The 24,206-nt window shown below is 57.1% G+C and carries 26 protein-coding genes; 8 read left to right on the plus strand and 18 right to left on the minus strand.

Going from position 1 to position 24,206, the window contains the following annotated elements; translation table 11 throughout:
* Positions 1 to 7: 7 nt before the first annotated feature.
* The 7 genes from QT231_RS04620 to dctP all read right to left on the minus strand — a co-directional run bounded on the left by QT231_RS04620 (position 8) and on the right by dctP (position 7,217).
* Positions 8 to 703, minus strand: a complete 696-nt coding sequence (locus QT231_RS04620) for a PspA/IM30 family protein (RefSeq protein ID WP_308335753.1) — start codon at positions 701 to 703, stop codon at positions 8 to 10.
* Between the two features lie 63 nt (positions 704 to 766).
* Entirely contained in the window at positions 767 to 1,225 is a 459-nt protein-coding gene (locus QT231_RS04625) for a DUF2170 family protein (RefSeq protein WP_308335754.1), read from the minus strand.
* A 146-nt stretch (positions 1,226 to 1,371) separates the two neighbouring features.
* A complete protein-coding gene (locus tag QT231_RS04630; protein ID WP_308335755.1) occupies positions 1,372 to 2,910 on the minus strand; it encodes a malonyl-CoA synthase in 1,539 nt (512 codons plus the stop codon).
* Positions 2,907 to 4,274 carry a malonyl-CoA decarboxylase gene (locus tag QT231_RS04635; RefSeq protein ID WP_308335756.1) on the minus strand — a complete coding sequence of 456 codons (1,368 nt, stop codon included), beginning with the start codon at positions 4,272 to 4,274 and terminating at the stop codon, positions 2,907 to 2,909. The genes QT231_RS04630 and QT231_RS04635 overlap by 4 nt, the downstream gene beginning before the upstream one ends.
* Before the next feature lie 11 nt (positions 4,275 to 4,285).
* On the minus strand, positions 4,286 to 5,620 hold the full coding sequence (locus QT231_RS04640) for a TRAP transporter large permease (protein WP_308335757.1): 1,335 nt from the start codon (positions 5,618 to 5,620) through the stop codon (positions 4,286 to 4,288).
* Between the two features lie 2 nt (positions 5,621 to 5,622).
* Complete coding sequence (locus QT231_RS04645; protein ID WP_308335758.1) at positions 5,623 to 6,144, minus strand: TRAP transporter small permease; 522 nt, start codon at positions 6,142 to 6,144, stop codon at positions 5,623 to 5,625.
* Between the two features lie 77 nt (positions 6,145 to 6,221).
* Positions 6,222 to 7,217, minus strand: a complete 996-nt coding sequence (dctP, locus tag QT231_RS04650) for a TRAP transporter substrate-binding protein DctP (RefSeq protein WP_308335759.1) — start codon at positions 7,215 to 7,217, stop codon at positions 6,222 to 6,224.
* Positions 7,218 to 7,372: 155 nt separating this feature from the next.
* Between dctP and QT231_RS04655 the strand changes: the two genes are divergently transcribed.
* From QT231_RS04655 to QT231_RS04665, 3 genes are all read left to right on the plus strand, one after another.
* Positions 7,373 to 8,056, plus strand: a complete 684-nt coding sequence (locus QT231_RS04655) for a GntR family transcriptional regulator (protein ID WP_308335760.1) — start codon at positions 7,373 to 7,375, stop codon at positions 8,054 to 8,056.
* A gap of 162 nt (positions 8,057 to 8,218) precedes the next feature.
* Positions 8,219 to 9,223: a helix-turn-helix domain-containing protein gene (locus QT231_RS04660; protein ID WP_308335761.1), complete on the plus strand. Its 1,005-nt coding sequence runs from the start codon at positions 8,219 to 8,221 to the stop codon at positions 9,221 to 9,223.
* Positions 9,214 to 10,377, plus strand: coding sequence for an MFS transporter (locus QT231_RS04665; RefSeq protein ID WP_308335762.1), 1,164 nt, complete (start codon positions 9,214 to 9,216; stop codon positions 10,375 to 10,377). Before QT231_RS04660 ends, QT231_RS04665 begins: the two co-directional genes overlap by 10 nt.
* Here QT231_RS04665 and QT231_RS04670 read toward each other — a convergent pair.
* The 5 genes from QT231_RS04670 to QT231_RS04690 are packed head-to-tail and all read right to left on the minus strand — an operon-like array spanning position 10,374 to position 15,717.
* Positions 10,374 to 10,820: an HAD family acid phosphatase gene (locus QT231_RS04670; RefSeq protein WP_308321610.1), complete on the minus strand. Its 447-nt coding sequence runs from the start codon at positions 10,818 to 10,820 to the stop codon at positions 10,374 to 10,376. The two genes, QT231_RS04665 and QT231_RS04670, sit on opposite strands and share 4 nt — an antisense overlap.
* 10 nt (positions 10,821 to 10,830) lie before the next feature.
* The gene (locus tag QT231_RS04675) at positions 10,831 to 11,898 is read right to left on the minus strand and encodes an MBL fold metallo-hydrolase (RefSeq protein WP_308335763.1); all 1,068 of its coding nucleotides are present in this window, start codon (positions 11,896 to 11,898) and stop codon (positions 10,831 to 10,833) included.
* Complete coding sequence (locus QT231_RS04680; RefSeq protein ID WP_308335764.1) at positions 11,895 to 13,010, minus strand: ABC transporter ATP-binding protein; 1,116 nt, start codon at positions 13,008 to 13,010, stop codon at positions 11,895 to 11,897. Before QT231_RS04680 ends, QT231_RS04675 begins: the two co-directional genes overlap by 4 nt.
* A complete protein-coding gene (locus QT231_RS04685) occupies positions 12,998 to 14,710 on the minus strand; it encodes an iron ABC transporter permease (protein WP_308335765.1) in 1,713 nt (570 codons plus the stop codon). The genes QT231_RS04680 and QT231_RS04685 overlap by 13 nt, the downstream gene beginning before the upstream one ends.
* A gap of 2 nt (positions 14,711 to 14,712) precedes the next feature.
* Positions 14,713 to 15,717 (minus strand): ABC transporter substrate-binding protein, encoded by a 1,005-nt coding sequence (locus QT231_RS04690; RefSeq protein WP_308335766.1) that lies wholly within the window; start codon positions 15,715 to 15,717, stop codon positions 14,713 to 14,715.
* A gap of 134 nt (positions 15,718 to 15,851) precedes the next feature.
* Between QT231_RS04690 and QT231_RS04695 the strand changes: the two genes are divergently transcribed.
* Together QT231_RS04695 and QT231_RS04700 are read left to right on the plus strand one after the other, a co-directional pair.
* Positions 15,852 to 16,604, plus strand: coding sequence for a DeoR/GlpR family DNA-binding transcription regulator (locus tag QT231_RS04695; RefSeq protein ID WP_308335767.1), 753 nt, complete (start codon positions 15,852 to 15,854; stop codon positions 16,602 to 16,604).
* A gap of 64 nt (positions 16,605 to 16,668) precedes the next feature.
* Positions 16,669 to 16,935: a DksA/TraR family C4-type zinc finger protein gene (locus QT231_RS04700; protein WP_215092484.1), complete on the plus strand. Its 267-nt coding sequence runs from the start codon at positions 16,669 to 16,671 to the stop codon at positions 16,933 to 16,935.
* A 10-nt stretch (positions 16,936 to 16,945) separates the two neighbouring features.
* On the opposite strand, the gene QT231_RS04705 is transcribed toward QT231_RS04700, so the two are convergent.
* Positions 16,946 to 17,230, minus strand: coding sequence for a YrhK family protein (locus QT231_RS04705; RefSeq protein WP_308335768.1), 285 nt, complete (start codon positions 17,228 to 17,230; stop codon positions 16,946 to 16,948).
* A 195-nt stretch (positions 17,231 to 17,425) separates the two neighbouring features.
* Between QT231_RS04705 and QT231_RS04710 the strand changes: the two genes are divergently transcribed.
* Together QT231_RS04710 and mtnK are read left to right on the plus strand one after the other, a co-directional pair.
* Positions 17,426 to 18,673 carry a GGDEF domain-containing protein gene (locus QT231_RS04710; protein ID WP_308335769.1) on the plus strand — a complete coding sequence of 416 codons (1,248 nt, stop codon included), beginning with the start codon at positions 17,426 to 17,428 and terminating at the stop codon, positions 18,671 to 18,673.
* Positions 18,674 to 18,713: 40 nt separating this feature from the next.
* A complete protein-coding gene (gene mtnK / locus QT231_RS04715; protein ID WP_308335770.1) occupies positions 18,714 to 19,976 on the plus strand; it encodes an S-methyl-5-thioribose kinase in 1,263 nt (420 codons plus the stop codon).
* An 85-nt stretch (positions 19,977 to 20,061) separates the two neighbouring features.
* Here the strand turns inward: mtnK and QT231_RS04720 are convergent, their stop codons facing one another.
* Genes QT231_RS04720 through mtnB form a run of 3 tightly spaced genes read right to left on the minus strand, consistent with a single transcriptional unit; the run spans position 20,062 to position 21,895 of the window.
* Complete coding sequence (locus QT231_RS04720) at positions 20,062 to 20,610, minus strand: cupin (RefSeq protein ID WP_308335771.1); 549 nt, start codon at positions 20,608 to 20,610, stop codon at positions 20,062 to 20,064.
* An 11-nt stretch (positions 20,611 to 20,621) separates the two neighbouring features.
* Positions 20,622 to 21,308, minus strand: coding sequence for an acireductone synthase (mtnC, locus tag QT231_RS04725; RefSeq protein ID WP_308335772.1), 687 nt, complete (start codon positions 21,306 to 21,308; stop codon positions 20,622 to 20,624).
* Complete coding sequence (gene mtnB, locus QT231_RS04730) at positions 21,305 to 21,895, minus strand: methylthioribulose 1-phosphate dehydratase (protein ID WP_308335773.1); 591 nt, start codon at positions 21,893 to 21,895, stop codon at positions 21,305 to 21,307. The genes mtnC and mtnB overlap by 4 nt, the downstream gene beginning before the upstream one ends.
* A 121-nt stretch (positions 21,896 to 22,016) precedes the next feature.
* Between mtnB and mtnA the strand changes: the two genes are divergently transcribed.
* Positions 22,017 to 23,036: an S-methyl-5-thioribose-1-phosphate isomerase gene (gene mtnA, locus QT231_RS04735; protein ID WP_308335774.1), complete on the plus strand. Its 1,020-nt coding sequence runs from the start codon at positions 22,017 to 22,019 to the stop codon at positions 23,034 to 23,036.
* An 8-nt stretch (positions 23,037 to 23,044) separates the two neighbouring features.
* On the opposite strand, the gene QT231_RS04740 is transcribed toward mtnA, so the two are convergent.
* Positions 23,045 to 23,725, minus strand: coding sequence for an RES family NAD+ phosphorylase (locus QT231_RS04740; protein WP_308321623.1), 681 nt, complete (start codon positions 23,723 to 23,725; stop codon positions 23,045 to 23,047).
* A complete protein-coding gene (locus QT231_RS04745) occupies positions 23,722 to 24,123 on the minus strand; it encodes an MbcA/ParS/Xre antitoxin family protein (protein ID WP_308321624.1) in 402 nt (133 codons plus the stop codon). Before QT231_RS04745 ends, QT231_RS04740 begins: the two co-directional genes overlap by 4 nt.
* Positions 24,124 to 24,206 lie beyond the last annotated feature (83 nt).

A 24,206-nucleotide genomic window follows, 5' to 3' on the forward strand; every position in this document is an offset into this window, starting at 1 on the left:
TGACTCTTTACCCTTGTGTGGCGTTTTTCTTCGCTTTCAGGCGCGCTAACACGTCGTCTGCTTTGCGGTTCTGACCACCCACCCCGGCTGCTTTCAAGCGGGCTTCCAGCGAGCTGCCGCTCTCTTCCGCGGCCATATCGTCAGCCGCCTGCATTTGCGCCGAGTTCAGCTGTTGGCGCTCTTTAATGCGCTCCAGGGATTCCATGGCGCTGCTCATGGCGCTGTTCTGACCCGAGTGGCGAGCGGCCACGGCGGATTGAGCTTTCTGCGCCGACTCAGTGGCTTTGACAACGCTTACCTGCTGCTTGAGCTGGCGAAGCTGGTTGTCTGTGCCGCGAATAGCGCCACGCAACTTTTCAATGCTGGCGTCGTACTCGCTAATGATGGCGCGCTCCGCTTCCAGGTCATCCTGCAGCGCCACCATGCGCTCGGCGACTTCCACCGCCAGCGCTTCTTCGCCTTTATCCAGCGCGGCCTCGGCGCTTTTTTCCAGCTCGGCGATTTTGCTTTCCAGCGTGTCGGCTTTATTGCTGTTTAGCTGACGCTGGCCCATCAGGCGGGTGAGCTCGGTTTTAGACTGACTCAAGTGGGTTTCTGAATCGCGGATTTCCTGGTCTAAAATGCGCAGCGCCTGGGAGTCCACTACCGCTTGGCCGGTTTCATTCGCTTTGCCGCGTAGGGCGGTCATAATTTTGCTTAACATAAATAATCTCACTGGTAAGTGACGACAATGGTGGTACTGATGATAGGCGAACTGTTGCGAGTGTTATACGAAATGCGTCTGGATCAGTTCGGCGACTTCCATGGCCGCACTGGCCGTGGCGTGCAGCTCGGCGCAAATAGACTCAAGTTTGGAGTCGCCAAACAGCTGCCCATAAGCCACATAGAAGTCGTTGCCATCGATTTTGACAATACCCACGGAGGCCAGCGGTAACGCAATGCCTTGGCGCAGCAGCACCTCGTTAAGCTCGGCGCTGTTTTTGACACCGTCTACGGCAGCGATGGAGGCCATTGCGATCCACTCATTTTCGCTGCGCGAGAGGGTAATCGGCAAGTTGCCGTAATCGCTAAGCTCCCAGATCAGCGTCTGATTCGCCTCATCCAGGCTAATAGTACCCTCAGGCCACTCAAGGGTCGTATCTCCAGTGCTGTTGGACGCTGGCTGACTGACTAACTTATATAGCTCGGTGGCGGTGATGCCGTTGGTAACGGTAGGCGTAGTCAAAGCGATTTGCTCCATCGTTCGTTAAGTGACCTTACCTTAACATTTCGTGGAGCAAATGGTTCCTTTTCGCAAAAAAAGCCCCGTCGGTTACGGGGCAAAAGGCCTGGGTAAAAGGCTGATAGAGGCTGTGCTTGCAGGACGGACGGCTAGGGGCTGCGGTAGGTGTCGTTGAACCGCTTGCGCAGTTCATTTTTCTGTACTTTGCCCATCGTATTGCGCGGCAGTTCATCGACAAAGAAGACCCGTTTGGGCTGCTTATACTTAGCCAGGCGACCATCTAAATGGGTAATTACTTTCTCCTCATCAAGCTGGTTTTCTCCAAGATCAGCGCCTGGCTGGCGAACGACAACGGCAGTAACGCCCTCGCCAAAGTCAGGATGTGGCAGGCCGATCACTGCGGATTCGGCCACTTGATCAAGCTCGTCAATTACCTGCTCTACCTCCTTGGGGTAGACGTTGTAGCCGCCGGAAATCACCAGGTCTTTGTCGCGACCGACGATATGCACATAGCCTTGCTCGTCGACCATGGCGAGATCGCCGGTAATAAAGAAGCCGTCGTCTAACAGCTCCTCACGGGTTTTTTCCGGCATCCGCCAGTAGCCGATAAACACATTGGGGCCACGAATCTGCAGCATACCAATCTCACCCAAAGGCACCTCAGCGCCGGTTTCCCGGTCGGTAATGCGCATCTCCACGCCGGGTAGCGGCATGCCCACGGTGCCTGCCCGCCTGGCGCCGTCATAAGGGTTGGAGAGGTTCATATTGGTTTCGGTCATACCGTAGCGCTCAAGAATCGCATGGCCGGTTTTGGCTTCAAAGGCTTCGTGAGTTTCGGCGGTGAGCGGAGCAGAGCCGGAAACGAACAGCCGCATATGGGCGGTGGCTTCCGGGGTCAGGCGCTCGTCCTGCACCAAGCGGGTATAGAAAGTGGGAACGCCCATCATCACGCTGCCGCGGGGCAGTTCTTCAAAGATTACGTCGGCATCAAATTTGGGCAGAAACAGCATGCTGGCGCCGGACATCAAGGTGACGTTGCAGGCGACGAACAATCCATGGGTGTGAAAGATCGGCAGCGCATGGATTAGCCGATCATCAGCGCTGAAGTGCCACGCCTTGGCCAGGGTTTCGGCGTTAGAGGCGAGGTTTTTGTGCGTCAGCATGGCACCTTTGGAGCGCCCGGTGGTACCCGAGGTGTAAAGGATAGCGGCCAGGTCGCGCTCGCCAAGCGCCACGATATCTTCCCGTGGCGTTGCCGCTTGGGCGGTTTCCATCAGGCTGCCATCGGCGGCGCTGCCCAGGGTGACCACCGCCGGGCAGCCTGTTTCCACAGCAAGCGCCCGTGCTTGCTCTTCTAATTTGGGGCGACAAACAAACAGTGCAGGCTCGGCATCATTTAGAAAGTAGCGAATCTCATCGCCGGTATAGCCCGTATTGAGGGGTAAATAGACACCGCCTATACGCAGGCAGGCCAGGTAAAGCAAAATGGCTTCCGGGCTTTTATCCACCTGTACGGCGACGCGATCGCCTTGCTGAACGCCTAGCTCGGTTAGCGCACCGGCAAGCTGCGCGCTGATGGTTAGCGCATCGGCGTAGCTATAGCGGCGGCCATCGCGGGTGGTAATAAAATCGGCCTCTGCACGCTGGCGCATTTTGGCCGCAAGGGTTTCAAATAGGTTATGGCTCATTTGGTGGTTTCTCCCTTGGCCAGCTTGCGGGCGCGTTTGGCGAGGTCGCGCACCTCATTTGAGCAAGCAACGGTCGCCTTAGCGGTATAGTTTTCGTGGTTGCGTTCGATATCGTCCAGCACATAGAGGTAGTTGACCATCAGGCCTGCAGCCTGTTTAAAGCCCTTCTCGGAGATATCGCCCAACCAGTTAATACGGTGGAGTTCGGCGCCGTTGCCGAGGTGAAAGCGGGCCACTGGGTTGAGCGGCAGGCCGTGGCGGTTCTTCTCTTCGACCAGGTAGCGGGCGGCCAGCGGGCGAATAATGGCTTTGAGCTCCTCTTCGCGGGGTTTGTCCTGATGCCACCCCGATATTTCAAGCCCTTTGAGTGACTTACGCATCGAAGCGGGAAGCTGCTCATCATCACGCTGCTCCTGCAACCACTGGGCGAAGCCAGGCACCGGCGAGAGGGTGACGAAGTATTTAAGCTGCGGCAGCTCCTGGGAGAGCTCTTGCACTACCTGCTTGATCAAAAAGTTACCGAAGGAGATACCGCGCAGCCCGGTCTGGCAGTTGCTAATGCCGAAGAACGCCGCGGTATCGGCATCCTCGGGCTCATCGATGGCTTTTTTAGTATGGCTACTTTCGCCCGACAAGATGGGTTGGATGCGGCTGGGCAGACCCTTATGCAGGGCCACTTCCACAAAGATCAGCGGCTCGTCGCCAATCGCCGGGTGGAAGAAGGCGAAGCAGCGACGGTCGCGGGCGTCTAGCCGCCGACGCAGGTCGTCCCAATCCTGTATTTCGTGTACCGCTTCATAGCGGATAATCTTCTCTAGTATCGACGCGGGCGTATTCCAATCAATACGCTTGAGCATCAAAAAGCCGCGGTTGAACCAGGAGCCGAACAGGTGGGCGAAATCGTCGTCAATAGCCGCCAGCTCGGGCTGTTCGCGCAGTAAGCCCAACAGGTCTTCGCGCATTTTAACCAGCTCATAGGTGCCGTCGCTGGCCAGGTTTAAGCGCCGGAAAAGCTCTTGGCGCCGCGGCTCGCAGGCTTCAAACAGGCGCTGTAGCGATGGGTTGTCGCGGGCCTCCTGATAGGCCAGGTAGGCTGCGTCAATGGGGCCGGGCTCGGCCGCAAAGTCAGTCGTCAGGCGGGCAAAGAAGTGGCTCTTTTCAGCCGCCGAAAGGCGCTGGTAAATTGCCAGGGCTCGGCTCGCCAGCGCGATGCTGGAGGCTTCGCCATCGCTTTCCAACAGCTTGTGGCAGGCGTTAACCAACTGCCCATGGTCGGGTGTCAAGGTCTCGGGATGGCGGCGGCGCAACAGCGCATCACGCTGGGTGATGTTGTTGAACAGCTCCTGCAAAAACAGCATGTTCATGGTCGAACTCCTTAACCCATGATCAAGTTAGGTAGCCAAAGCGCGATGCCTGGGAAGAGACACAGCAGCAAGATACCCAGCACCATGCACAGCGCGTAGGGCAAGCTCCCCATCAGAATGTCGCGCAGCGAAATATCCGGCGCGATGCCTTTAATAATGAACAGGTTAAGACCCACCGGCGGCGTGATCAGACCGATCTCCAGGTTGATGGTCAAAATCACCGCAAACCAATAGGGGTCGAAGTTAGCGGCCAGGATGATAGGCAACAGAATCGGCGCGGTCATCACGATCACCGCCACGGGGGGCAGGAAGAAACCGGCGACCAACAGGAAGAGGTTGATCACCCCCATCAGTGCCCAGCGGTTGATCTCCAGATCAGCAATTGCCGCTGCTACGGTTTGGGTAATAAACATGGAGGAGAGCGCGTAGGCGAACACTTCGGCGGTGGCGATGACTAGCATAATCATCACGCTTTCGCGTAGTGAGTCGCGCATGATCAACTTGATCGGGCCCAACTGCCACATGCGGTAGATCAGAATAGCCAGCGCCAAACACAGGAATGCACCGACCCCCGCTGCTTCCGAAGGTGTTGCCACCCCGCCGTAGAGCGCAAACAGGATACCTGCGACGACGCCCAGGAAAGGCAGAACCCGGACGAGTGCTTTCAGGTTGGTATCGACATTCTGTTTGACTGTTTGCTTGAGCCGCTCGGCGGACTCGGCCATCGGGTTGTTGTAGCCACCGGCCATCTTGCAGGCGATCATCGTCCAGATCATGAACAGGCCCGCGAGCATAAAGCCCGGCACCACCCCGGCTATAAACAGTCGCCCAATGGAGGTTTCGGTGGAGATGCCGTAGATGATCATGGTGACCGACGGCGGAATCAGAATTCCCAGGGTGCCGCCCGCGGCAATACAGCCTGCTGCAACGCCATCGGGGTAGCCGCGGATGCGCATTTCAGGAATGCCCATTTTGCCAATTGCCGCACAGGTGGCGGGGGACGAACCCGAGAGCGCAGCAAAAATCGAGCAGGCGCCGATATTGGAGACCGCCAAGCCGCCGGGAAGTTTGCCCATCCAGAGATCCAAGGAGCGATACAGATCGCGCCCGGTGGGGGAAGAGGCTACTGCGGCACCCATCAGAATAAACATCGGGATGGCGACAAAACCAAACTCGGCGATGCGATCAAAAAAGGTTTCCCCGAAGTAGGTGAGCTCGGAAAGGCCGCGGTCGTAGAGCAGCGCCAGCAGCGATACGCCGCCCAGGGCAAAAGCGATAGGGGTGCCAATGGCCATCAGCACAATCAGCGCGATGGCGACAATAATACCTAAGGTAATGGGATCCATACTCAGCTCTCCCCACGCAATATTTCAGCCACATACTGCAGCGACAGTAGAGTGGCACCGACGGCCATGGGCAGTAACGCGGGCCACAACGGCGGGTTCCATACCGAGCCAGTCGTCCATTCACCGTGGAATGCTTCAGCCACATAAACCCAACTGGCATATGCCAGAGCGGCACAAAAACCTAACCCAAACAGTGAAGCGATCAGACGCATGATGGTGCGGGTAATACCTCCCAACGCATCGGGAACGATGGTGATAGCGACGTGGCCACCGGTCATCAGCACGTAGGGGCTGCCCATTAACATCGCCGCCGTTACCGAGAAGATGGTGAATTCGGTTTGCCAACTGGTGCTCATTCCGAGTAAGTAGCGAATAAAGACCATCTGGCAAATCACTAATACGCCAGCGATAAACATGGCGCAGGCCAAATAGGCGCAAAGCCGCGAGAGCTTATCCATAACGCGGATATAGCCGCCGATGATGCCCCCGCGCGCCAGGGCATTTTGAGTCGTTACAGGTGCCATATTTCCCTCGACAAGCTAAGTAAGCATCAGTAGAAAATGGCCACTCCAAGAGGAGTGGCCGCGCCGTTAGGCATTGCTTACTCGACGGCTAGCGCCGCATCGATAATGGCTTGGCCGTTGGGAACATTCTCGGCAAAGTTTTTGTAAGAGGTCTCCCGGGCGATTTCGAGCCAGGCGTTGTAATCGTCCTCGCTCATGCTGACCACCTCCACGCCATTCTCTTCGTAAAGATCGACCATCTGCTGATCAATGGCGGCGGCCTCTTCAGCAAAGAACGCTTCCGCCGCTTCACCGGCTTCCATCAGCGCCGCTTGCTGCTCTTCGTTAAGCCCTTGCCACACCTGCTCGGAGATCAGAATCGGCTCGTACATGAACCACAGTGCGAAGTCGCCCGGTTCGGTCAAACACTCGACCTGCTCGTAGAGGCGGAAAGAGATAAACGACATGGACGAAGTGTTAGCGGCGTCCAGTACGCCGGTTTGCATGGCGGTGTAAACCTCAGAAGAGGGCATTGAGGCGATGGAAGCACCGGCGGCTTCCAGCATCTCTTCAAAGGCGGGCCCTGCGGCACGCAGGTTTTGCCCCTCGACGGTATCGGGGGAGGTAATGCATCGCTCGCTAGAAGCAAAACCACCAGAAAGCCAGGCATCTGCAAGTACCCGACCCCCGCCTTCGAGAATCACATCTTTGATCATCTCCATGTATGCAGAGTCGTTGAGACGCTGGGCATGGGCTTGGTTGCGCACCAAGCCGGGCATCAGTGTTGCAGAGAACTCCGGGTGGCGACCGCTGGCGTAATCCAGCGGTAGCGAAGTGATATCCAGGCGGCCCCGAGCCAGGGCGCCCCACTGTTCGCGTGCTTTAAACAACGATTGGCCGGGGTAGACTTCTATGGTCAGGCCAACATCCGCATCGGCCACGTGGCGGGCCATCATTTGCACCATTTCGTCGCGTACATCCCCCTGACCACCGGGGAATTGATGCGACGCGCGTAGCACGGTATCTGCAGAAGCGTGGGAAGCCGCAATGGCGAGGCCGAGGGCGGCTGCAGTTGAGATCAAATAGCGTTGCATGTGGCGTCTCCAACGATTGTTGTTGTGGTCTTGGATTGGCTTTTTGTATCTATCAGTCGAGCTGATATATATATCAATAGGCGCTACGTATGCTAATGTCAACTACATGACATCCTTAAATGGCTAAGATCAGTCGTGATCCAAGGAGGTAAAACATGACGGGCACCAAGCGGTCCAACGCTCAGCGATTAAGGGATTCCCTTGAGGATGACATTATCAATGGCCGTCGTTTACCGGGAGAGCGGCTGGATCCAGAAGCCTTGGGCCGTGAGTTTCAGGTTTCGCGAACACCGGTGCGCGAAGCCTTTCAGCAGTTGGTCGCCAGCGGCCTGGTGACGGTTTCGCCCAAAAAAGGCACCTTTGTGGCGAAAGTGGGGATTGACCAACTGATTGAGATGTTCGAGGTGATGGCGGAACTTGAAGGCATGTGTGGCCGCCTGGCGGCACGGCGGATTACCGAGCATGAGTTGGCCGCATTAAAAGAAGCCCTCCAGCGCTGTGAAGCAGCGGCGCTGGCCGGTGATAGCGACGAGTACTATTACGAAAACGAGGGTTTTCACGACTGTATCTACACTGCGAGCCACAACGCTTTTCTGGCCAGCGAAGCGCGCCAACTGAAACAGCGCTTAAAGCCCTACCGGCGTTTACAGCTGCAGGTACGACAAAGGGTGAACAGTTCACTTCGCGAACATGAAATCATCGTGGAAGCCATTGAGCAGGGGGACTCCGTAGCGGCGCAGCAAGCACTGAGTGAGCATGTGTTGATTCAGGGCGAGCGCTTTAGTGACTTCGTTTCCAGCGTACGCCGCATGGAGGCACCGCTAGAAAAAACAGGCTAACTCAAGCCCTAATTTCAGCCCCTAGTTTTAGCCCCTAGTCTTATCCCTAGGTTTAATGAATCTTGCTATGTCCGTATCGGTGGGGTAATCGTCCTTGCCGACATGGGGCGCAGCGCTGACACTCTCTCTAATGCTTGAGTATCCCACTAGCGGAGAGAGACTGTGACTCGCCATGTTGCTCTATTTGCCTACCCCGACTGCCAACTGCTGGATATCAGCGGCCCCTGGCAGGTGTTTGCCAGCGCCAATGCGTTAAGTCCCCGGCCGCTCTATCAGTTGATCCTGGTTGCCGATGCCGTAGGCCCAGTGGCCACCAACGGCGGCTTAGCCGTGCACGCTACGCACACCTACCACCAACTTAAAGATTTATTGCCCCTGGATACGCTGTTGGTGGCGGGGGGCAGTGGCGTGATGCAGCAGCGTGAAATAGCCGCTGTGAAACAGGCGCTTAGTGACGTCGCCCCAGCGGTACGACGGCTTGGGTCGATCTGCTCCGGGGCATTTTTATTAGCCGCTGCAGGGTTGCTGGATGAATGCCGCGTCACCACCCACTGGCGCCATGCACCTCAACTGGCGGATGAGTACCCCGCACTAAGCGTCGAGCCTGATGCGCTCTATATCGAAAGTAACGGTCGCTACACCAGCGCCGGTGTCACGGCGGGGATTGATTTGGCACTTTCGCTGGTCGAGGCGGATCACGGAGCAGGGCTAGCCGGGCGGGTGGCTCGTGAGTTAGTAGTATTTTTGCAGCGCCCAGGCGGGCAATCGCAGTTCAGCGAGGTGCTGCGGCACCAGCAAGAGGCGGGGCCGCTGCGCCGCTTGCTGGATCGACTCCACGCCGACCCCAGCGTGGATCATGGGCTTGAGAGCATGGCCGACCTGATGGCGGTCTCCCCGCGCCATTTAACCCGGCTGTTTAGACGCTACTTAAATACCACTCCCGGCGCTTACCTCACCCAACTACGTCTTGAACAAGCGCGCCTGGCACTGCTTCACGAGCGCGAACAGCTCTCCCTTGAGCGCCTGGCGCAGCGCTGGCGGCTGGGCGGTGCAGAGCAGCTGCGCCGCCAGTTTCAGCGCTACTACGGCGTATCACCTTCGGTCTATCGCCAACGCTTCGCGTCTTCCCAAACGGGTCTTATTCAGGAGAGTCTCTCATGCCTTTAACCGTCACCCTGTTATCACTCTGCCAAGCGTTACTGGTCACTGGCAATGTGTTGTTGATCGCTGTGTCACCGCTGATCGGGGCGTCGTTGGCCCCCAATGCCTCCTGGTCCACCGCGCCGGTGGCTACCCAGTGGCTGGGATTGATGTGCGCCACCATTCCCGCCTCGTTAATCATGGCCAGGCTGGGTCGTAAACGCGGCTTTGTACTGGGCAATATCGTTGGCTTGGTGGGCGCGCTGGTCGCCGTGCAGGCGCTGATCGGCGAACGTTTTGCACTGTTCTTGCTAGCAACCTGGTTGATCGGTATTGGCATTGGCTTTGGTCAGCTCTATCGCTTTGCCGCCGTGGAGGCCGCCCCCGCGCCGATGCGTGACCGGGCGATTGGCTTGGTGATGGGCGGCGGTGTGCTGGCCGCGTTTGCCGGGCCGTGGCTGGCCAGAGTGAGCCGTGAGTTGGGCGAGGTGCCGTTTTTGGGCAGTTTTGTGGGCCTGGCTGCGCTCTACGCTCTGGCGTTGGTGGTGCTGATGTTGACGCAACTGCCGCCTGCATCCCGTACCCACGGCGAAGGCAGCGCACTGCCGCTGGGCAAGATACTCCGCCAGCCTGGATTTATTGTGGCAGTGAGTGCGGCGATGGTGGGGTATGGCGTGATGAACCTGGCCATGACCGCCACCCCGCTGGCCATGGCGGGTGCCGGGCACCACTTTAACCACGTTTCCATGACCATTCAGTGGCATGTGGTGGCGATGTTTTTACCTTCATTCTTTACTGGTCATTTAGCCACTCGCTTCGGGGCCAAACAGGTCATCGTGGCCGGCTGCCTGCTGCTGGTCGCAAGTGCCTTGGTCGCTCAGTGGGGTATCGGCTTAGCCGGTTTCAATGTGGCGCTGATTCTGCTGGGCCTGGGCTGGAACTTCACCTTTCTGCCCGCCACCGGGCTGCTCACCGAGAGTTATCGTCCAGTGGATAAAGCGCGCACCCAGGCCGCCAACGAGTTTTTAGTGTTTGGCACCGCGGCCATCACTGCGTTGCTCGCCGGGCCTTTGGTGAGCAGCCTAGGCTGGGCGACGCTTAATCTACTGCTGATCCCTATCGCGCTGGTGCCCCTGGCGGTGCTGGTGTGGCAGCAGCGAGCCAGACTGGCAAACGCTTAAAAATCCCCCGGCGCGCACTGCAGGCAAGTAAGCCCGAGCGCGCGCCACTGGGCGACCACAGCGTCACGGTCATCCAGTACCAGCCAAGGCTCAAAGCCGTCGCTGCGCATACGCTCCAGAAGTGCCTCTTTCACAATTTCATCATCCACATGATCATCGCCCTCAGGGCGCAAATACATGGCATCAAAGGGGATGGTGTGGCGCTCTAACCAGCATTGGGTATGCGCCCGGTGGCTATCCGGACGCCCGCTACAAATCACGATCTGCTGGCCTTGGGCTTTCAGGATTTTGACCAGCCTGGCCACTGCTTCGATTACTGGCGCTTCGGCCATATGGGCAAAGAAGGGCTCCCACTGTTTTTGGCTGCCCAGCACCCAGTCGCTGACCTGGTGAGGGTGAAACTCGGCTAAGGTGCCGTCAATATCAACAATGACTGCGGACATGCAAAACTCCCTAAACAGAAAAAGTAGCTAAATGAGAATTAACAGGGAAACGCTGAGCAGTGCAGAGCCGATCACTGAGCAGGCTACGCCAGGCAGTTAATTCGTTATCGCAAAGTGGGGTAAATAGCGGGACTACTTGAGTGGCGCCCAACTGCTCGGCGAGCGCCACCAGGTGCGACGCACGCAGGTGAACATTCCAGCGCTGCCAGCTTATCTTGCCCGCCGCTAGCTGGGCGCGGCGATCAGGGGTTAGGTAACCGGTGTGGAGCAGATGGTGATCGGGCCACTGCGCAGGGGTATCGTTGCGGTCACTTATTAATCGGAGTAGGGCATTTTCATCATTTGCTCGTGCCAACACACTGGCGATAGCGACATCGATCCCAGGCCGTCGCAGCGTTTCAGGCAGTGCCAATAGCGCGGCCAGGTTGTGGCGAATCAGCGGGTCGATGGCGAGCGTTAACTGATGCTGATCCGCTTCTTCCGCCAGGCATAGCGACATTTCCAGAGCGCGGCCGGTTTCCGGCACCGGCAACGCCAGCGGTTGATAAAGGTGCTTACTAATGGCCCGCACGCAATGCGCTTGGGGCTGGTCGTAGCTGCCGTAGGAGGCATCCAGTAGCGCAACACGCGCCGGCGGGGGCGTATCAAAAGGAAACAGTCGCGACTCAAAACAGGCATCGCCGCTATAGAAAACGCCGCCTTCCACCGCTAAATGTAGCCACACGCCGCCTAGGGAATGCCCCGCCTGGCCGGTGGTGACGGTGATGCCTTCCACCTCTAGCGAGCCGCGCTCGGGCAGGGGGCGCCAGGCGCGGTTGGGAGGTAGTGCCTTGGCCACCAGCGGTGTGCAGTAAAGTGGTACGTCTTCCGCTAGTTCGGCCACGCCGCCGATATGATCAATATGGTCGTGGCTAATCAGTACGGCATCCACTGCTAGGCTGTTCGCCCAGGTGATGGTGTCATTCGGGTGGAGCGCGCCGCCTGCATCGAGCAGTAGGCGTTTCCCCTGGGCTTCTACCACTATCGCGGCAAGGCCTTTGTCGCCTAAGCCACTGAGAATTTCGATAGTGACACTCATTGGTCGGGCTCCAGACACCAGCCCTGGTGAAGGCTGATAGCAATCTGGCTACCCAGTGCAGGCGCGCTATGATGGTAGGCCAGCAGCGTTTCGCCGCTGGGCAGGCGCAGGGTGAGTTCATAACGCTCGCCGCGGAATATCACGCTTTCCACCTGGGCGGCAAGCTGACTAGGCGTGGGGGTTGCGGAGGAGGAGGAGGAGGAGAGTGCCGTGCTGATCTGAATATGCTCCGGGCGCACCAGTACCGTTTGGGTTCGCTCGGATTCGATGGCGTTGAGCCCGCGCATCAGAGCTGTGCTCTCAAGGCGCTTCCCAGGTTGACCGGCGGCGACCTTTAATTGGCTGCCCTGGCCGATAAAGCCTGCTACCCAGGCGGTACGCGGCTGACGGTAAAGGGTTTCGGGAGCACCCCACTGAACCAGCTTACCCGCTTTCATCACGGCGATTTTATCCGCCAACGCCATGGCTTCGGTCTGATCGTGGGTCACATAGACCAGGGTAGCGCCAGTGCGCTGGTGAAAATCGCGGAAGCTGTGCTCCATGGTGGCGCGCAGGTGGCGGTCAAGGTTGGCCAGTGGCTCATCCAGGAGCACCACCGAAGGGTCGCTGACCAGGCAGCGCGCGAGAGCGACACGCTGGCGCTGGCCGCCGCTAAGCGCCTGGGGCATGCGATCGGCGAAAGCATCGAGCTCCACCAGGGCCAGGGCCTGCTGCACCCTTTGCTGATACGTTGCCCCGCGCAGGCCGCGCAGTTTTATGGGGTAGCCCACGTTGTCAGCCACGCTCATATGCGGCCATAGCGCATAGGATTGGAACACCATGGCCATATTGCGCTGTTCCGGGGGCACATGGGTATCAGTGCCTGCCAGGGTGCGACTGGCTAATTGGATAGTGCCTTCGTTGACCGTTTCAAAACCTGCCAACATGCGCAGCATGGTGGTTTTTCCGCAGCCGCTAGGGCCGAGCAGGGCAACAAACTCACCTGGATTAATTTCTAGCGATAATGCATCCACAGCAGTGTGTTCGCCAAAGCGTTTGGTCACGCGGTCAATCGCTAGCCCTGCTGTGCTTAACCCTGCTGTGCTTAACCCTGATGTGTTTAGCCCTGCCATGGAATCACTCCTTTAGGTAGCCGCGGGGCCAGCAAACTGAGCGTCAGCATCAGCGAGGCGACCATCATCACCACCAGCACTGACACCGCAGAGGCCAGCACGCTTTCACCGCCTTCGTCGAGGTTGAAAATCAGTACGCCGAGGGTTTCGTTACCGGCGCTCCAGAGCAGCGCTGATACGGTGAGTTCGTTGACCGCCAGCAAGAACACCAGCAGCCCACCGGCGAATAGCGCGGGCGCCACCAGCGGTAAAATAATGCTGCCCAGGCGCCGCCAGGGGCCTGCCCCGGCTAACTGTGCCGCCTCTTCAAGAGAGGGATCCAGCTGCGCCAGGCTGGCCGCGACAGGTTTGACGCAGACCACCAGAAAGCGCGCCAGATAGGCGATAAAAATCAGCCCTAAGGTGCCGTAAAGCGCCACATTGATAATCGGCAGAGGACGCACAAATAGCAGGATGCAGGCAATCGCCAAGACCACGCCGGGCAGCGCATAGGGGATTTCGATAGCACTAAGCACCACCCCTCGCCAGCGCTCCGGTAGACGCTGTAGCCGGTAAGCCAAAGGCAGGCTTAGCAGCATCAGCACCAGGGCCGCACTACCCGCAAGCCAAAGGCTGTTGTTCACCGCCCGCCAGGTGGCGCCTTGGCGGCCCAACACTTCAACGTAAGCGTTCAGGGTGACTGTCTCGGCGTTAAGCGGCACGCCCATGGCGGGCACCAGTGAACTGATAATCAGAGCGAGCAGCGGTGCGACCAGAATAATCAGTAAGATCCCGACCAGCGTGGCGGTTACCAGCGAGCGCCAGCGGCCCAGGGTGAAATCGTGGGAGCGTCCACTATGGCCGCCCAGCCCAAAGCGACTGCGCCCCATCAACTGCTGCTGCAGCGCGACGCCCGCTAAGGCCAGCACTCCAATCAGCAGAGCCAGGGCGGCCATCTCGGCCAACACGCCGGTGCCGAAGTTGGCCATACGCTGGTAGATCAGCGTGGGCAGCACGTAATAGCCGGCGGGAATGCCCAGCATGGCGGGAATGCCGAAGTTGCCCAGGCTGGAGATAAACGCCATCGCGCCCCCGGCGATCAAGCCGCTACGGGTCACAGGCATAATAATATGGCCCCAAACTTGGGTTTGTTTGGCGCCACTAATGCGGGCGGCTTCGATAAGCTCGCGAGGCAGCGAAAGCAGGCTGGTGCGCAGAGCTAGAAACACCAGCGGCGCGCTTTGAATACCTAACAGCAGCGCAATGCCTTCAGCCGAGTAGAGCGGCTGCGGGCTGCCTAACGGCGGCGCCATGCCAATACTTTTCAGTAGCGGGCTGGCCGGGCCAAACAGCTGCAGCCAGCTCAGCGCGGTAACCTGAGGTGGAATCATCATTGGCAACATAAAGCAGAACACCAGCCACGCTTTGCCACGCACATTAGTCAGCGTGATGGCAAAGGCGAACAGGCTGCCCAGCAGCAGGGCGATCAGCATGCCAAGCCCTGAGGTGTATAGGCTATGCCAGAGTGCTCGCCAAGTACTGGCGCTGTTGAGTACCTGCCATAGCGGTGACTGTCGCCCTTGGGTAAGGTCGCTCAACGCCTCGATCAGCAGGCGCAGGCTGGGCGCCAGACTGAGCAGCACAATGGCGATCAACAGGCTGGAAAGCAGCCAGCGATGCTGGCTGCCGTACTTATTGTCGTAGTTGAGAGCGGGCGTCATGATTACCCGCCGAACAGATCGCTAAAGCGCTGTTTAAGCTCGGCTTCCTGGGCCAGTGCCTGCTCAGTGTCAACCGGCATCAATTTAATGCTATCGCGCTCCGGGAAGCCTTCCGGCGGGGCAACGTCGTTATGGGCGGGCAGGTAACCCTGCTGGCTGACCAGTGCCTGGCCCTGCTGGGAAAGCACAAAATCAACGAACTTTTGCGCGGCATCGACATTCTTTGCGCCCTGCATAATGGCGACTGGCTCGGTGACCGCACTCACGCCCTCTTCAGGAAATACGAATTCTACCGGCGAGCCTTTGGCGGCTTCGCGAATCGGCAGAAAGTCCACCACAATGCCATAGGGCTTGGTGCCTGCGGCCACGGCGTTAAATACACCACCATTGCCCCCTTGGGCTTCGGTGCGATTGGCGTGCAATGCGTCGTAGTACTCGGCGCCTAATGCTGGATTGGTGCTAATTGCTGCCATATGGATCAGTGCAGCGCCGGAGTAGAGCGGACTGGGCATGGTGACCAACCCTTCGTAGTCAGGTCCCAGTAGGTCTTGCCAGCTCTGCGGCTGATGTTCGGCGCCGGTGTTATAGACAATCCCGGTAGTGATCAGCTTGGTGCCGTAGTAGTAGCCTTCCGGGTCATATAGGTCGGCGTCATACCCTTGACGCTCATCGCTCAGGTACGGCTGTAAATGCCCCTCCTGCTTGAGTGATTCCATGGTCATGCTGTCGGCAATCAGCAGCACGTCGGGGTTGCTCACCCCGGCCGCTAGCTCCGAGCGTAGCCGGGTCATTAAGCGCGTGGTGCCGTCGCGTACCCACTCCACTTCGATGTCGGGATAGGCCGCTTCAAAGGCGTCAACGGTCTGTTGGGCGTCACTATTGGGCTGGCTGGTGTAGAGCGTCAGCGTTTCGTTGGCCGCAACCTGAGCCGAAAGGGAAAAACTGGCTACCGCAACGGCAGCAGTAAGAGCAGATACCGGGATAGATGCCAGGGGGCGCTTCAACATGGGTAGACCTCCAGTGAGTGAACCCCACCTAATCTACTGTCATCTGCTTACAACAAAGTGACACTATGCTTTCGTTCAACGTTTTGTGGCTTTCGTTTGCCGCACTTTTTGCTTTCGTTGCGCTGAGAGGGGTTATGCGTCAGTTCGAACGTCGACAACAACTGTTACAGCGAATTCATTCCCAGGGGCGCCAATCGGTAGACAGCCTGGCAGCCGAGTTTGGGGTGTCGGTGCAGACCCTGCGCGGGGACATTCGTTACCTAGCCGATAAAGGCTTGGTGCTGCGCCGTCAAGGCGAGGTGCTGCCATTTCCCGAACAGGAGAATATCGGCTACGACCAGCGTCAGATCGTCAACGTGGCGGGTAAACGGCAGATTGCGGCGCGGGCAGCGAGTTTGGTACAGGATCATCAAGCGCTATTTCTGGGCACGGGCACCACGGTTGAGCAACTGGCCGATGCGCTAAGTGAGAAGCACGGCTTGCATATCATGACCAATAATCTGCATGCACTGATTAAGCTGTGCCAGCTTAAGTGTGAGTTAGTCGTGGCGGGTGGGCGCGTACGTCGGCGCGACCAGGATGTGATCGGCGGCGATGCCTGGCGCTTTTTTCAACGCTACCGGGCCGACGTGGGCATCGTGTCGGTGGGGGGAATGGATAGCCATGGCCAGCTTTATGACTACAACGACGACGAAGTGATGGCCCGTGAGGCGCTGTTGGCCCATGCCGGTTATCGAGTGCTGGTGCTGGATAAAACCAAGTTCGACCTGCCACTGCGCTGCGCTGCAGGCCAACTAGGGGATTATGATGCCGTGGTGACCGATGTGCCGCTGCCAGACAGACTACGCAGCCCGCTGGCTGCCCAAGGCGTTCGGTTTTTGGGGTAAAGGTTCGCTTTACTGGTTGCTGCTATGCTTAGAGATGATTACTGGTGTAGCGAGGGAAACAATCATGGCAGGCGGATGGGCAAAAGATGGTGCTGAACAAGAGCAGATGGAGAGCACTCTCGAAGATGCGGTGCAGCGAGCTCGTAGCCAGTTGCCCCGTGGTGAGAGTCTTGAGATTTGCGAAGAGTGTGGTGATCCCATTCCCGAAGCGCGCCGCAAGGCGATTCCGGGGGTACGGTTATGCGTGGCCTGCCAAAGTGAATTGGACAAACAGCAGTCGGCCTTTAGTGGCTATAACCGACGCGGTAGTAAAGACAGCCAACTGCGTTGAACGCGGCTTTCTAGGCGTCGTGGTCAGTGTCCGGTAGCTGCTTGAAATAGATATAGCGGTGAAGACGAATTGCCGGACGAATCAGCAGTTGGATGCTGCCAATCACAAACAACCATACACCGACGGTTTGTACGGCACCTTGGTAAAAAAAACAGATACTGCCGATCGTAAACCAAATACCCAGCATGAAATCGTTGACCATACTGAGCACCTCATAGCGCTGGTGCACAACGAGTTCGTGATGCCCGATGGTAAAAGTCCAGTCGTTGGTCATCGGATCCTGTTGGCGCTGCATCATTAGCCTCCTGGTTGAATGTTCATTGAATGAAAATTCGGATGAATTCCGTTTAATATATTGTATCAATATTCACTTTAACTAAACGTTAATGTGGCACACTAATCGCGTACTCCAAGGTAATGGGTGGCTTCTGGTGTTTAGTCATGATGCATGAAAGCCGTAAGTTATTGTGTGAGGCGTTGAGGGTGAGTAATGGTCAATGACACGCTGCTAACAGCGGTGGAAAACGAGTTGCGAAGAGGGCCTTGGCGGTTACGTTTTACTAACGAAGTGGAAGCGCGCTTTGAAGCTGATACCCAACGCCAGCGTAGTCATCAGATGGTGGTGTCAGGGCTTATATCAGCGGTCATCTACTGCCTGTTTCTGATCAATGATTACAGCTTTCGTCCTGAGTCTTTTACCACAGCATTGATATTACGCATTGGGGTGATGCTACCTATTGGCTTGCCCATTTTATGGTGGGTCTATCGTGGCGTAGCGCCGTTCCTTCGTGAGACCTTAATGGCATGCACTGTTATTGTTGCAACGATGGTTTCATGTTTGATAGTTGCGGAATCTACCGTTCCCTACTCTTACCTGGATGTTTTCTCTTTCGGCCTTATCTTACTGGTAGGTAATATTGTTTACTCATTACGGTTTAGCTATGCCTGTATATCATCCGCCATTAGTATATTTATAATATTAGGTTTTGTATTGCCCTATGAACCAATGCCGCCAGAGGTAAAGAGGCTAGCTATATTTACTATCATCGCTCAAGCATTGTTTACCTTGGTGGCAAACTATCGCTTTGAGCAGAGTGAACGAACCTCCTACCTGCATGTGTTGAAAGAGCAGCTCCGCGCGGGCTATTACTTCCAAGACAATCAAAAGCTGACGCGGATGTCGGTCACCGACCCCCTGACGAATCTGGCCAATCGGCGCCAGCTCGACGCAGTTTTGCCTTTGCGCTGGCAGGAGGCTGCTGATAAAGGCCTTTGTTTAGGGATGATGGTTATCGATATTGATCATTTCAAAGCCTACAACGACTACTATGGGCATCCTCAGGGCGACGCATGTTTGCGCCAAGTGGCTGCTGCCATGCAGGCCAATAGCCGTGATTCCGATTTGGTCGTACGTTTTGGCGGCGAGGAGTTTTTAGTGTTGATGACCAATGCAACACCTGAGTCGGCAAAATCAGCGGCAGAGCGAATACGGTGCAGCGTGGAAGCCTTAGGGATACCTAATCAGGGTGTCTCGGCGCATAGCGTTGTCACCGTGAGCGTTGGTGTTGCGGTGCTCCGTCCCGCAGTAGGCCTGACACCAGCCGACTTGCTATTAAAAGCGGATGTGGCGCTTTATGAAGCTAAACGACAGGGCCGCAACCGAATCAGGGAGGCGAGCTTGGTTGATTTATCATCCTCCGATGATGTAGTTGATGGCTTAGATATTCCTGCCCAGTAGCGGCCAAGCATACCCTTAAACGTTCTGTGAGGAGTGACCTTTGGAGATTGATCAACATTACCGCGCGCTCTGCGTCGAGACCCTATCTCAGCGACTTGGTGGCGTTGAGGCGGTGGCTAGTCGAGTGGGTGGTGAGCCCGCCAGCTGGGAAATTCGCGAGGTGGGAGATGGCAACCTCAACCTGGTGTTTATTGTCTCCGGCAGCCACGGCAGCGTAGTGGTAAAACAGGCGCTTCCCTACGTACGGATGGTAGGGGAGAGCTGGCCGTTACCGGTCTATCGCGCTCACTTTGAATACTACGCCCTGGTTCGCCAAGCCAAGCGCGCGCCGGGCATTGCTCCTGATGTGTACTACTTCGACAAACCCCAGGCGCTGTTTGTGATGGAGTATCTACACCCCCACACGATTTTGCGCCGCAAGCTCATTAACGGCGAGAAAGTCGCCCAGCTTGGCAAAACCATCGGCCAGTTCTGCGCGCGCACGGCGTTCCGTGGTTCGGAGCTTTCGCTGAGCAGTCCTGAGAAGAAGCAGGATGTTGGACTGTTTTCCGGCAATGTGGCCATTCCCGCAATCACCGAAGCATTGGTGTTTACCGACCCCTATTACGGCGCTGAAATGAACCACCACACGCCGGAGCTCTCGCCGGTGGTGGATGAACTGCGCCGTAATGTGCGGTTAAAAGCGAAGGTTCAGCGGCTGTTGATGAAGTTCACTGCGAACACCGAGACCATGCTCCACGGTGATCTTCACTCTGGCTCCATCATGGCCACCGATACAGAAGTGCGGGTTATTGACCCGGAGTTTTCGCAGTACGGCCCAATGGCCTTTGACTTGGGGATGGCGGTGGCTAACTTCCTGATGGCCTATTTTAGCCAGCCCGCTCATCGCCAGGAAGATGCGCTTGAGGATTATCAGGCGTGGATACTGGAAGTGATTGAAGCGTGTTTTACCTGTTTTGACGCCGAATTCCGACATCTGTGGCAAACCGAACGGACGGGTATTCTGTTCCCGAAAGCCCTGTTTGAAGAGCAGGGAAATAGCGCGGACGACGCCTGCGATGCATTGCTTGAGGAGATCCGACTGGATGCCCTGGCCTACTGCGGCATTGAAATGCACCGCCGGGTTTTATCGCTGGCTCACAACGCCGACTTTGAAGAAATCGAAGACACCGCGCTGCGCGCCAAGCTTGAAGCGCGTAACGTGCTGATGGGGCAAGCGCTGATTATGGAACCGGAGACTTATAGCGATCTTACCGCACTAGCGGATCTCGCCAAGGCGTATAACCAGCAAGCGGTGTTGTAAGAGTCCAATAAAGGAGGCAGCGTTAGCGCTTCGCACGCTAACGCTGCCTCCAACAATTAACAACTTACGATTCACCATTCACATCTTACAACTGATCCAAACGATCAAACTTCCCGGCGATATCGCTTTCTATCCAGTGAGGCACCCAGCCTTCGACGTTGTCGAAGAAACGCAGCGCGGTGAATTCCGGCGCTGGGCCCATATCGAACCAGTGGGGCGTATTGGCAGGCACGCTGATTAGGTCATTGCGGGTACACAGTACCTGATACACCTTGTCTTCAATATGCAGGCAGAACAGACCCTGGCCTTTAACGAAGAAGCGCACTTCATCTTCGTGATGGCGATGCTCGTTTAAGAACTTCTGCCGCATGGCATCTTTTTCCGGGTGCGTGGGAACCATGTGCAGCACGTCGACGGTTTGATAGCCGCCCTTGGCTTTTACCCGGTCAATATCTTGCTGGTAAAGCGCCAGAATATCTTCCTGGGTGGCATCGTCGGCAATTTCGCCCGGTGCTGCCCAGCGCTCAAACACTACGCCGACCTTGTTTAGCTCAGCAGTAATCTGCTCGCCGTCGGTGATGTCGATCAGGGCATCGTTCGGGTTCTGGTCAGCAAAGACTTTCAGTTGCGACATCGTAGGCTCTCCTAAATGGCAATTTCATCAAAGCGAGTAACACAAGCATGGGTATTGCCCGCCTGAGTCCCTTCGCGCACCAGGTGCAGGGTTTGCATACCCGCCTGCTTGGCGGCGTCCAGCTCTTCGACCACATCCGACAAGAACAGCACTGCCTCCGCAGGTAGGTCAAGCTCAGCGATAATCTGCTGATAGGCACTAGCCTCGCGTTTATGACCAATATGAGTATCAAAGTAGCCACTAAACAGCGGGGTCAAATCGCCTTCGTCGCTATAGCCAAACAGCAACTTCTGCGCCTGCACTGATCCTGACGAGTATACGTACAGTGCCTTACCTGAATCTTTCCACTGGTGCAGGGTGGGGGCCACGTCGCTATACAAATGCCCTGTAAAATCACCGCGCTGGTAGCCATCCGCCCATACCATCCCCTGCAAGGCTTTTAATGGGGTGACTTTTTGGTCGGTCTCGATCCAGTGCAGTAGCTGGGCAATGACGGCGTCCAGCGAGGCATCAGGCTGCCCCATTTCACGGCGCACGGCGTTGATCTGCTCGACAACCGCAGGTGTGTCTGCATTCGCGCGTAGAAAGTCGGGCAGCTTGGCCTGAGCGTAGGGAAACAGCACCTTATGTACGAAGTTAATATCCGTGGTGGTGCCTTCGATATCGGTTACAACGGCGCGAACAGCTGGGTTACTCATTTAGACCACCGGCTCTCTTCAAGTACACAGGACAGTAAAAATTCAATGGCTTCCAAGTGCCGACAGCAACTAGCGATGCTATCGCCCACGGCATAAATACCGTGCCCCGCCACCAAAAAGCCCCAGGGCATCGGCCAACCGCTGCGTACATGCCTGGCAAGCTCCTCCATATCCTGCTCATTCGGCACGACGGGTAGGCGAATAGTCGCATCATGGGTCACGTTGCCCTGCAGGGCTTTTTGCATCTCGAAGCCGCTTAACTCAATGCCGTTTGGAAAGCGCCGCGACAGCACAGTGCTTGCTAGGGTATGGGTATGCAGCACGCAGTTGATGGTCGGGTCTAGCCGATAAAGCGCAGCGTGAAGATCACTTTCTGCGCTCGGCTTACCGTCGCCGGATAGTACTCGGCCATCCAGATCGCATAGCAGTAGGTCATCGGCCTGAATACGGGTTTTATCCCGGCCAGAAGCGGTGACCCAATACCCCGCCTCTGTGCGCGCAGAAAAGTTGCCGCCAGTGGCGGGTGTCCAGCCTTGCTGCGCCGCCCAGGAAATAGCGTCGAGCAGTTCAGTTTGTAACGTCATCATTGGATCTGCATCGCCTCTTCTAATGGCAGCCATTCTATATGATAAGCTTCGCGCCTGATAAGCCGCGCTGTTGTTCAGTTAGTCAAGTTCTGCCAGTCCAAGTGCTCAAGGAGTTCATCGAATGCCTCAACTTCAATCACGCAGTTTGCGGGTCTATGCCGACCACCTTGAGTATTTGGATCAAACCCAACTGCCCCAGGCGGAGCAGTGGGTACGCTGTGACTCGCCTGAAGACTGGCAGGTTGCGGTTAAAAGTTTAGCTATTCGCGGTGCACCGCTGATTGGCTTGAGCGCAGCCTTTGTGCTGGCGCAGTATGCCGCCCGACATCCAGACGGTGATTGGCAGTTGGTAAGCGATCGCTTGCGCGCTACACGCCCCACAGCGGTAAACCTAATGTACTGCCTGGATGCCATGGAAGCCTGCTTTGAGCAAGGCGCCAACGCACTGGCCGAACGCGCCGCTGAATTGTTTGCTGAAGACCGGGCGCTTTGCCAACGCATGGCCGAGCGGGGTGCTGACTTGTTGAAAACAGGCGACCGTGTGCTGACCCACTGCAACACCGGAGCGCTGGCCACCGCGGGTGTAGGCACAGCGATTGGCGCGCTGGCAGTGGCCAAGCAGCGTGGTATCGATCTGCATGTGTATGTGGATGAAACCCGCCCGCTACTGCAGGGGGGCCGTTTAACCGCCTGGGAAATGGCTGATTTAGGCATCCCCTATCAACTGATTGCTGACAGCATGGCCGCCAGCCTGATGGCGGCGGGCAAGGTAGATAAAGTCATGGTGGGCGCTGACCGCATCTGCGCCAACGGCGACTTTGCCAATAAAGTGGGCACTTACATGCTGGCGGTGATCGCTCACTACCATCAGGTACCGTTCTATGTAGTGGCTCCTTACACCACGGTTGATCCCGCCTGTGCCACCGGCACGGATATTCCCATCGAGCAGCGTGACAGCGCCGAAATACGCGGTGTCTCGGGTGCCTTTGGCGACGTAGTGTGGGCGCCCAGCGATGCTCCGGTATGGAACCCGGCGTTTGATGTCACCCCTGCCAAGCTCGTTACCGCTTGGATTTTAGACACCGGCGTATTCGATGCTGCGGCCATTGCTCGGGGAGAGCATTGTCAGGGTAGGGGCTAGCGGAATCGTTAACCCAATAGCGTTAGCTCATAGATATGGCGGATGCGTTGACCATCCCAGTCATAGCCGAGATGACGCCCTTGCCGTGTTGCGGAGAGCGCGGGTGGCCGTAATACAGCGGCACACTCGCCATCCGGGTCTCGAACGCTGGGGTAAACGATGCCATCCGTCTGCTCCTCCCACGCCTTTCTACCCAAGGTTTGCCCGGCTGCCCAGCTATCCGGATCGAGAAGCGCTTGGGCAGCATTCTGTCTTCGTAAATCAATCAGTTGGCCCGTTAGATCCGACAGATAAACACGCTGCTGAAGCATCATGGGTGGCTCGTTTGACTCCCCCATAAAGCGCTCTGCGTGGTACACAGTTTCAGCAATGGCCGTGGCTTCGGTTAACGCGCAGTAGTAGGCGCCAAAGGTGCCATCGCTAAAACGTGAGCCGGTCGCAGGGAAGTGGCAAAAGGCCGCCATGACGGGAGTCCATCCAGGCCCGTAGCGGCGGTCGCCGTCGCGAACCAGATGGATCGCGCCCGCTTCTTCACGAAGCCTAGCCGAGGTCTCGCCTTCCAGTTCATTGAGTAATTCCCAGTCATCAGCATTGCTATTGACGCCTTCGAATAAATCAATGGGAGGGAAGCGCGAGGGAATAACCCGATAACTGGGTCGCCAAGTGACGTTGCTTAGCGGGAACGTCATGCATGGCCCCCACCACGCGCGGCATCCAAATGTTGGCGAACAACGTAGAGGTCGGAGACCTGACCATTTAACAGACGTTCCATTGGCGAGTGGCCGGCAAAAAGAGGGTTGCGGTTGGCTCGCTGCAGCCAGCTGTTAGCGGCTTCTTTACTGGGCAACAGTATATGCAGCGCTTTATAGATGCCGAGAATCAACGACATCCGTTCCAAGTGATTAGCATCAAGCCTCGCCTGCTCAGGCGACTGCTTCCAGCGGCGGTAGGTGGAGTCCGGTACCCCTAACAACAGCGCGGCCTCGCTCTCTTTCAATCCCCAAGCGTGGGAAATATTGGGGTAGGTGCGCATTGCTGCAGCCCCCATTTCGCGGCGTTTGTCGGCTGTTTTATGCTGAATGGACATATAGCTTTCTCCTCACTTACGTATAGTTTACGCCAAGTGAGCGGTTTTTAAAAATATCGACCATTTGAGCTGTCGCGCTGGTG

The sequence above is a fragment of the Halomonas sp. SpR1 genome, assembly GCF_031010175.1.
Lineage (GTDB): Bacteria > Pseudomonadota > Gammaproteobacteria > Pseudomonadales > Halomonadaceae > Vreelandella.

What these genes read in the sequence shown, in the direction of transcription:
- QT231_RS04740 (WP_308321623.1), bottom strand. Translation starts at nt 23,725, where the DNA reads ATGACGTTCCCGCTAAGCAACGTCACTTGGCGACCCAGTTATCGGGTT.
- QT231_RS04710 (WP_308335769.1), top strand. Translation starts at nt 17,426, where the DNA reads ATGGTCAATGACACGCTGCTAACAGCGGTGGAAAACGAGTTGCGAAGA.
- QT231_RS04695 (WP_308335767.1), top strand. Translation starts at nt 15,852, where the DNA reads ATGCGTCAGTTCGAACGTCGACAACAACTGTTACAGCGAATTCATTCC.
- QT231_RS04675 (WP_308335763.1), bottom strand. Translation starts at nt 11,898, where the DNA reads ATGAGTGTCACTATCGAAATTCTCAGTGGCTTAGGCGACAAAGGCCTT.
- QT231_RS04620 (WP_308335753.1), bottom strand. Translation starts at nt 703, where the DNA reads ATGTTAAGCAAAATTATGACCGCCCTACGCGGCAAAGCGAATGAAACC.
- QT231_RS04705 (WP_308335768.1), bottom strand. Translation starts at nt 17,230, where the DNA reads ATGCAGCGCCAACAGGATCCGATGACCAACGACTGGACTTTTACCATC.
- QT231_RS04670 (WP_308321610.1), bottom strand. Translation starts at nt 10,820, where the DNA reads ATGTCCGCAGTCATTGTTGATATTGACGGCACCTTAGCCGAGTTTCAC.
- QT231_RS04665 (WP_308335762.1), top strand. Translation starts at nt 9,214, where the DNA reads ATGCCTTTAACCGTCACCCTGTTATCACTCTGCCAAGCGTTACTGGTC.
- mtnC (WP_308335772.1), bottom strand. Translation starts at nt 21,308, where the DNA reads ATGAGTAACCCAGCTGTTCGCGCCGTTGTAACCGATATCGAAGGCACC.
- mtnB (WP_308335773.1), bottom strand. Translation starts at nt 21,895, where the DNA reads ATGATGACGTTACAAACTGAACTGCTCGACGCTATTTCCTGGGCGGCG.
- QT231_RS04655 (WP_308335760.1), top strand. Translation starts at nt 7,373, where the DNA reads ATGACGGGCACCAAGCGGTCCAACGCTCAGCGATTAAGGGATTCCCTT.
- QT231_RS04640 (WP_308335757.1), bottom strand. Translation starts at nt 5,620, where the DNA reads ATGGATCCCATTACCTTAGGTATTATTGTCGCCATCGCGCTGATTGTG.
- QT231_RS04690 (WP_308335766.1), bottom strand. Translation starts at nt 15,717, where the DNA reads ATGTTGAAGCGCCCCCTGGCATCTATCCCGGTATCTGCTCTTACTGCT.
- QT231_RS04630 (WP_308335755.1), bottom strand. Translation starts at nt 2,910, where the DNA reads ATGAGCCATAACCTATTTGAAACCCTTGCGGCCAAAATGCGCCAGCGT.
- QT231_RS04680 (WP_308335764.1), bottom strand. Translation starts at nt 13,010, where the DNA reads ATGGCAGGGCTAAACACATCAGGGTTAAGCACAGCAGGGTTAAGCACA.
- QT231_RS04720 (WP_308335771.1), bottom strand. Translation starts at nt 20,610, where the DNA reads ATGTCGCAACTGAAAGTCTTTGCTGACCAGAACCCGAACGATGCCCTG.
- QT231_RS04645 (WP_308335758.1), bottom strand. Translation starts at nt 6,144, where the DNA reads ATGGCACCTGTAACGACTCAAAATGCCCTGGCGCGCGGGGGCATCATC.
- dctP (WP_308335759.1), bottom strand. Translation starts at nt 7,217, where the DNA reads ATGCAACGCTATTTGATCTCAACTGCAGCCGCCCTCGGCCTCGCCATT.
- QT231_RS04635 (WP_308335756.1), bottom strand. Translation starts at nt 4,274, where the DNA reads ATGAACATGCTGTTTTTGCAGGAGCTGTTCAACAACATCACCCAGCGT.
- QT231_RS04700 (WP_215092484.1), top strand. Translation starts at nt 16,669, where the DNA reads ATGGCAGGCGGATGGGCAAAAGATGGTGCTGAACAAGAGCAGATGGAG.
- QT231_RS04685 (WP_308335765.1), bottom strand. Translation starts at nt 14,710, where the DNA reads ATGACGCCCGCTCTCAACTACGACAATAAGTACGGCAGCCAGCATCGC.
- mtnA (WP_308335774.1), top strand. Translation starts at nt 22,017, where the DNA reads ATGCCTCAACTTCAATCACGCAGTTTGCGGGTCTATGCCGACCACCTT.
- QT231_RS04745 (WP_308321624.1), bottom strand. Translation starts at nt 24,123, where the DNA reads ATGTCCATTCAGCATAAAACAGCCGACAAACGCCGCGAAATGGGGGCT.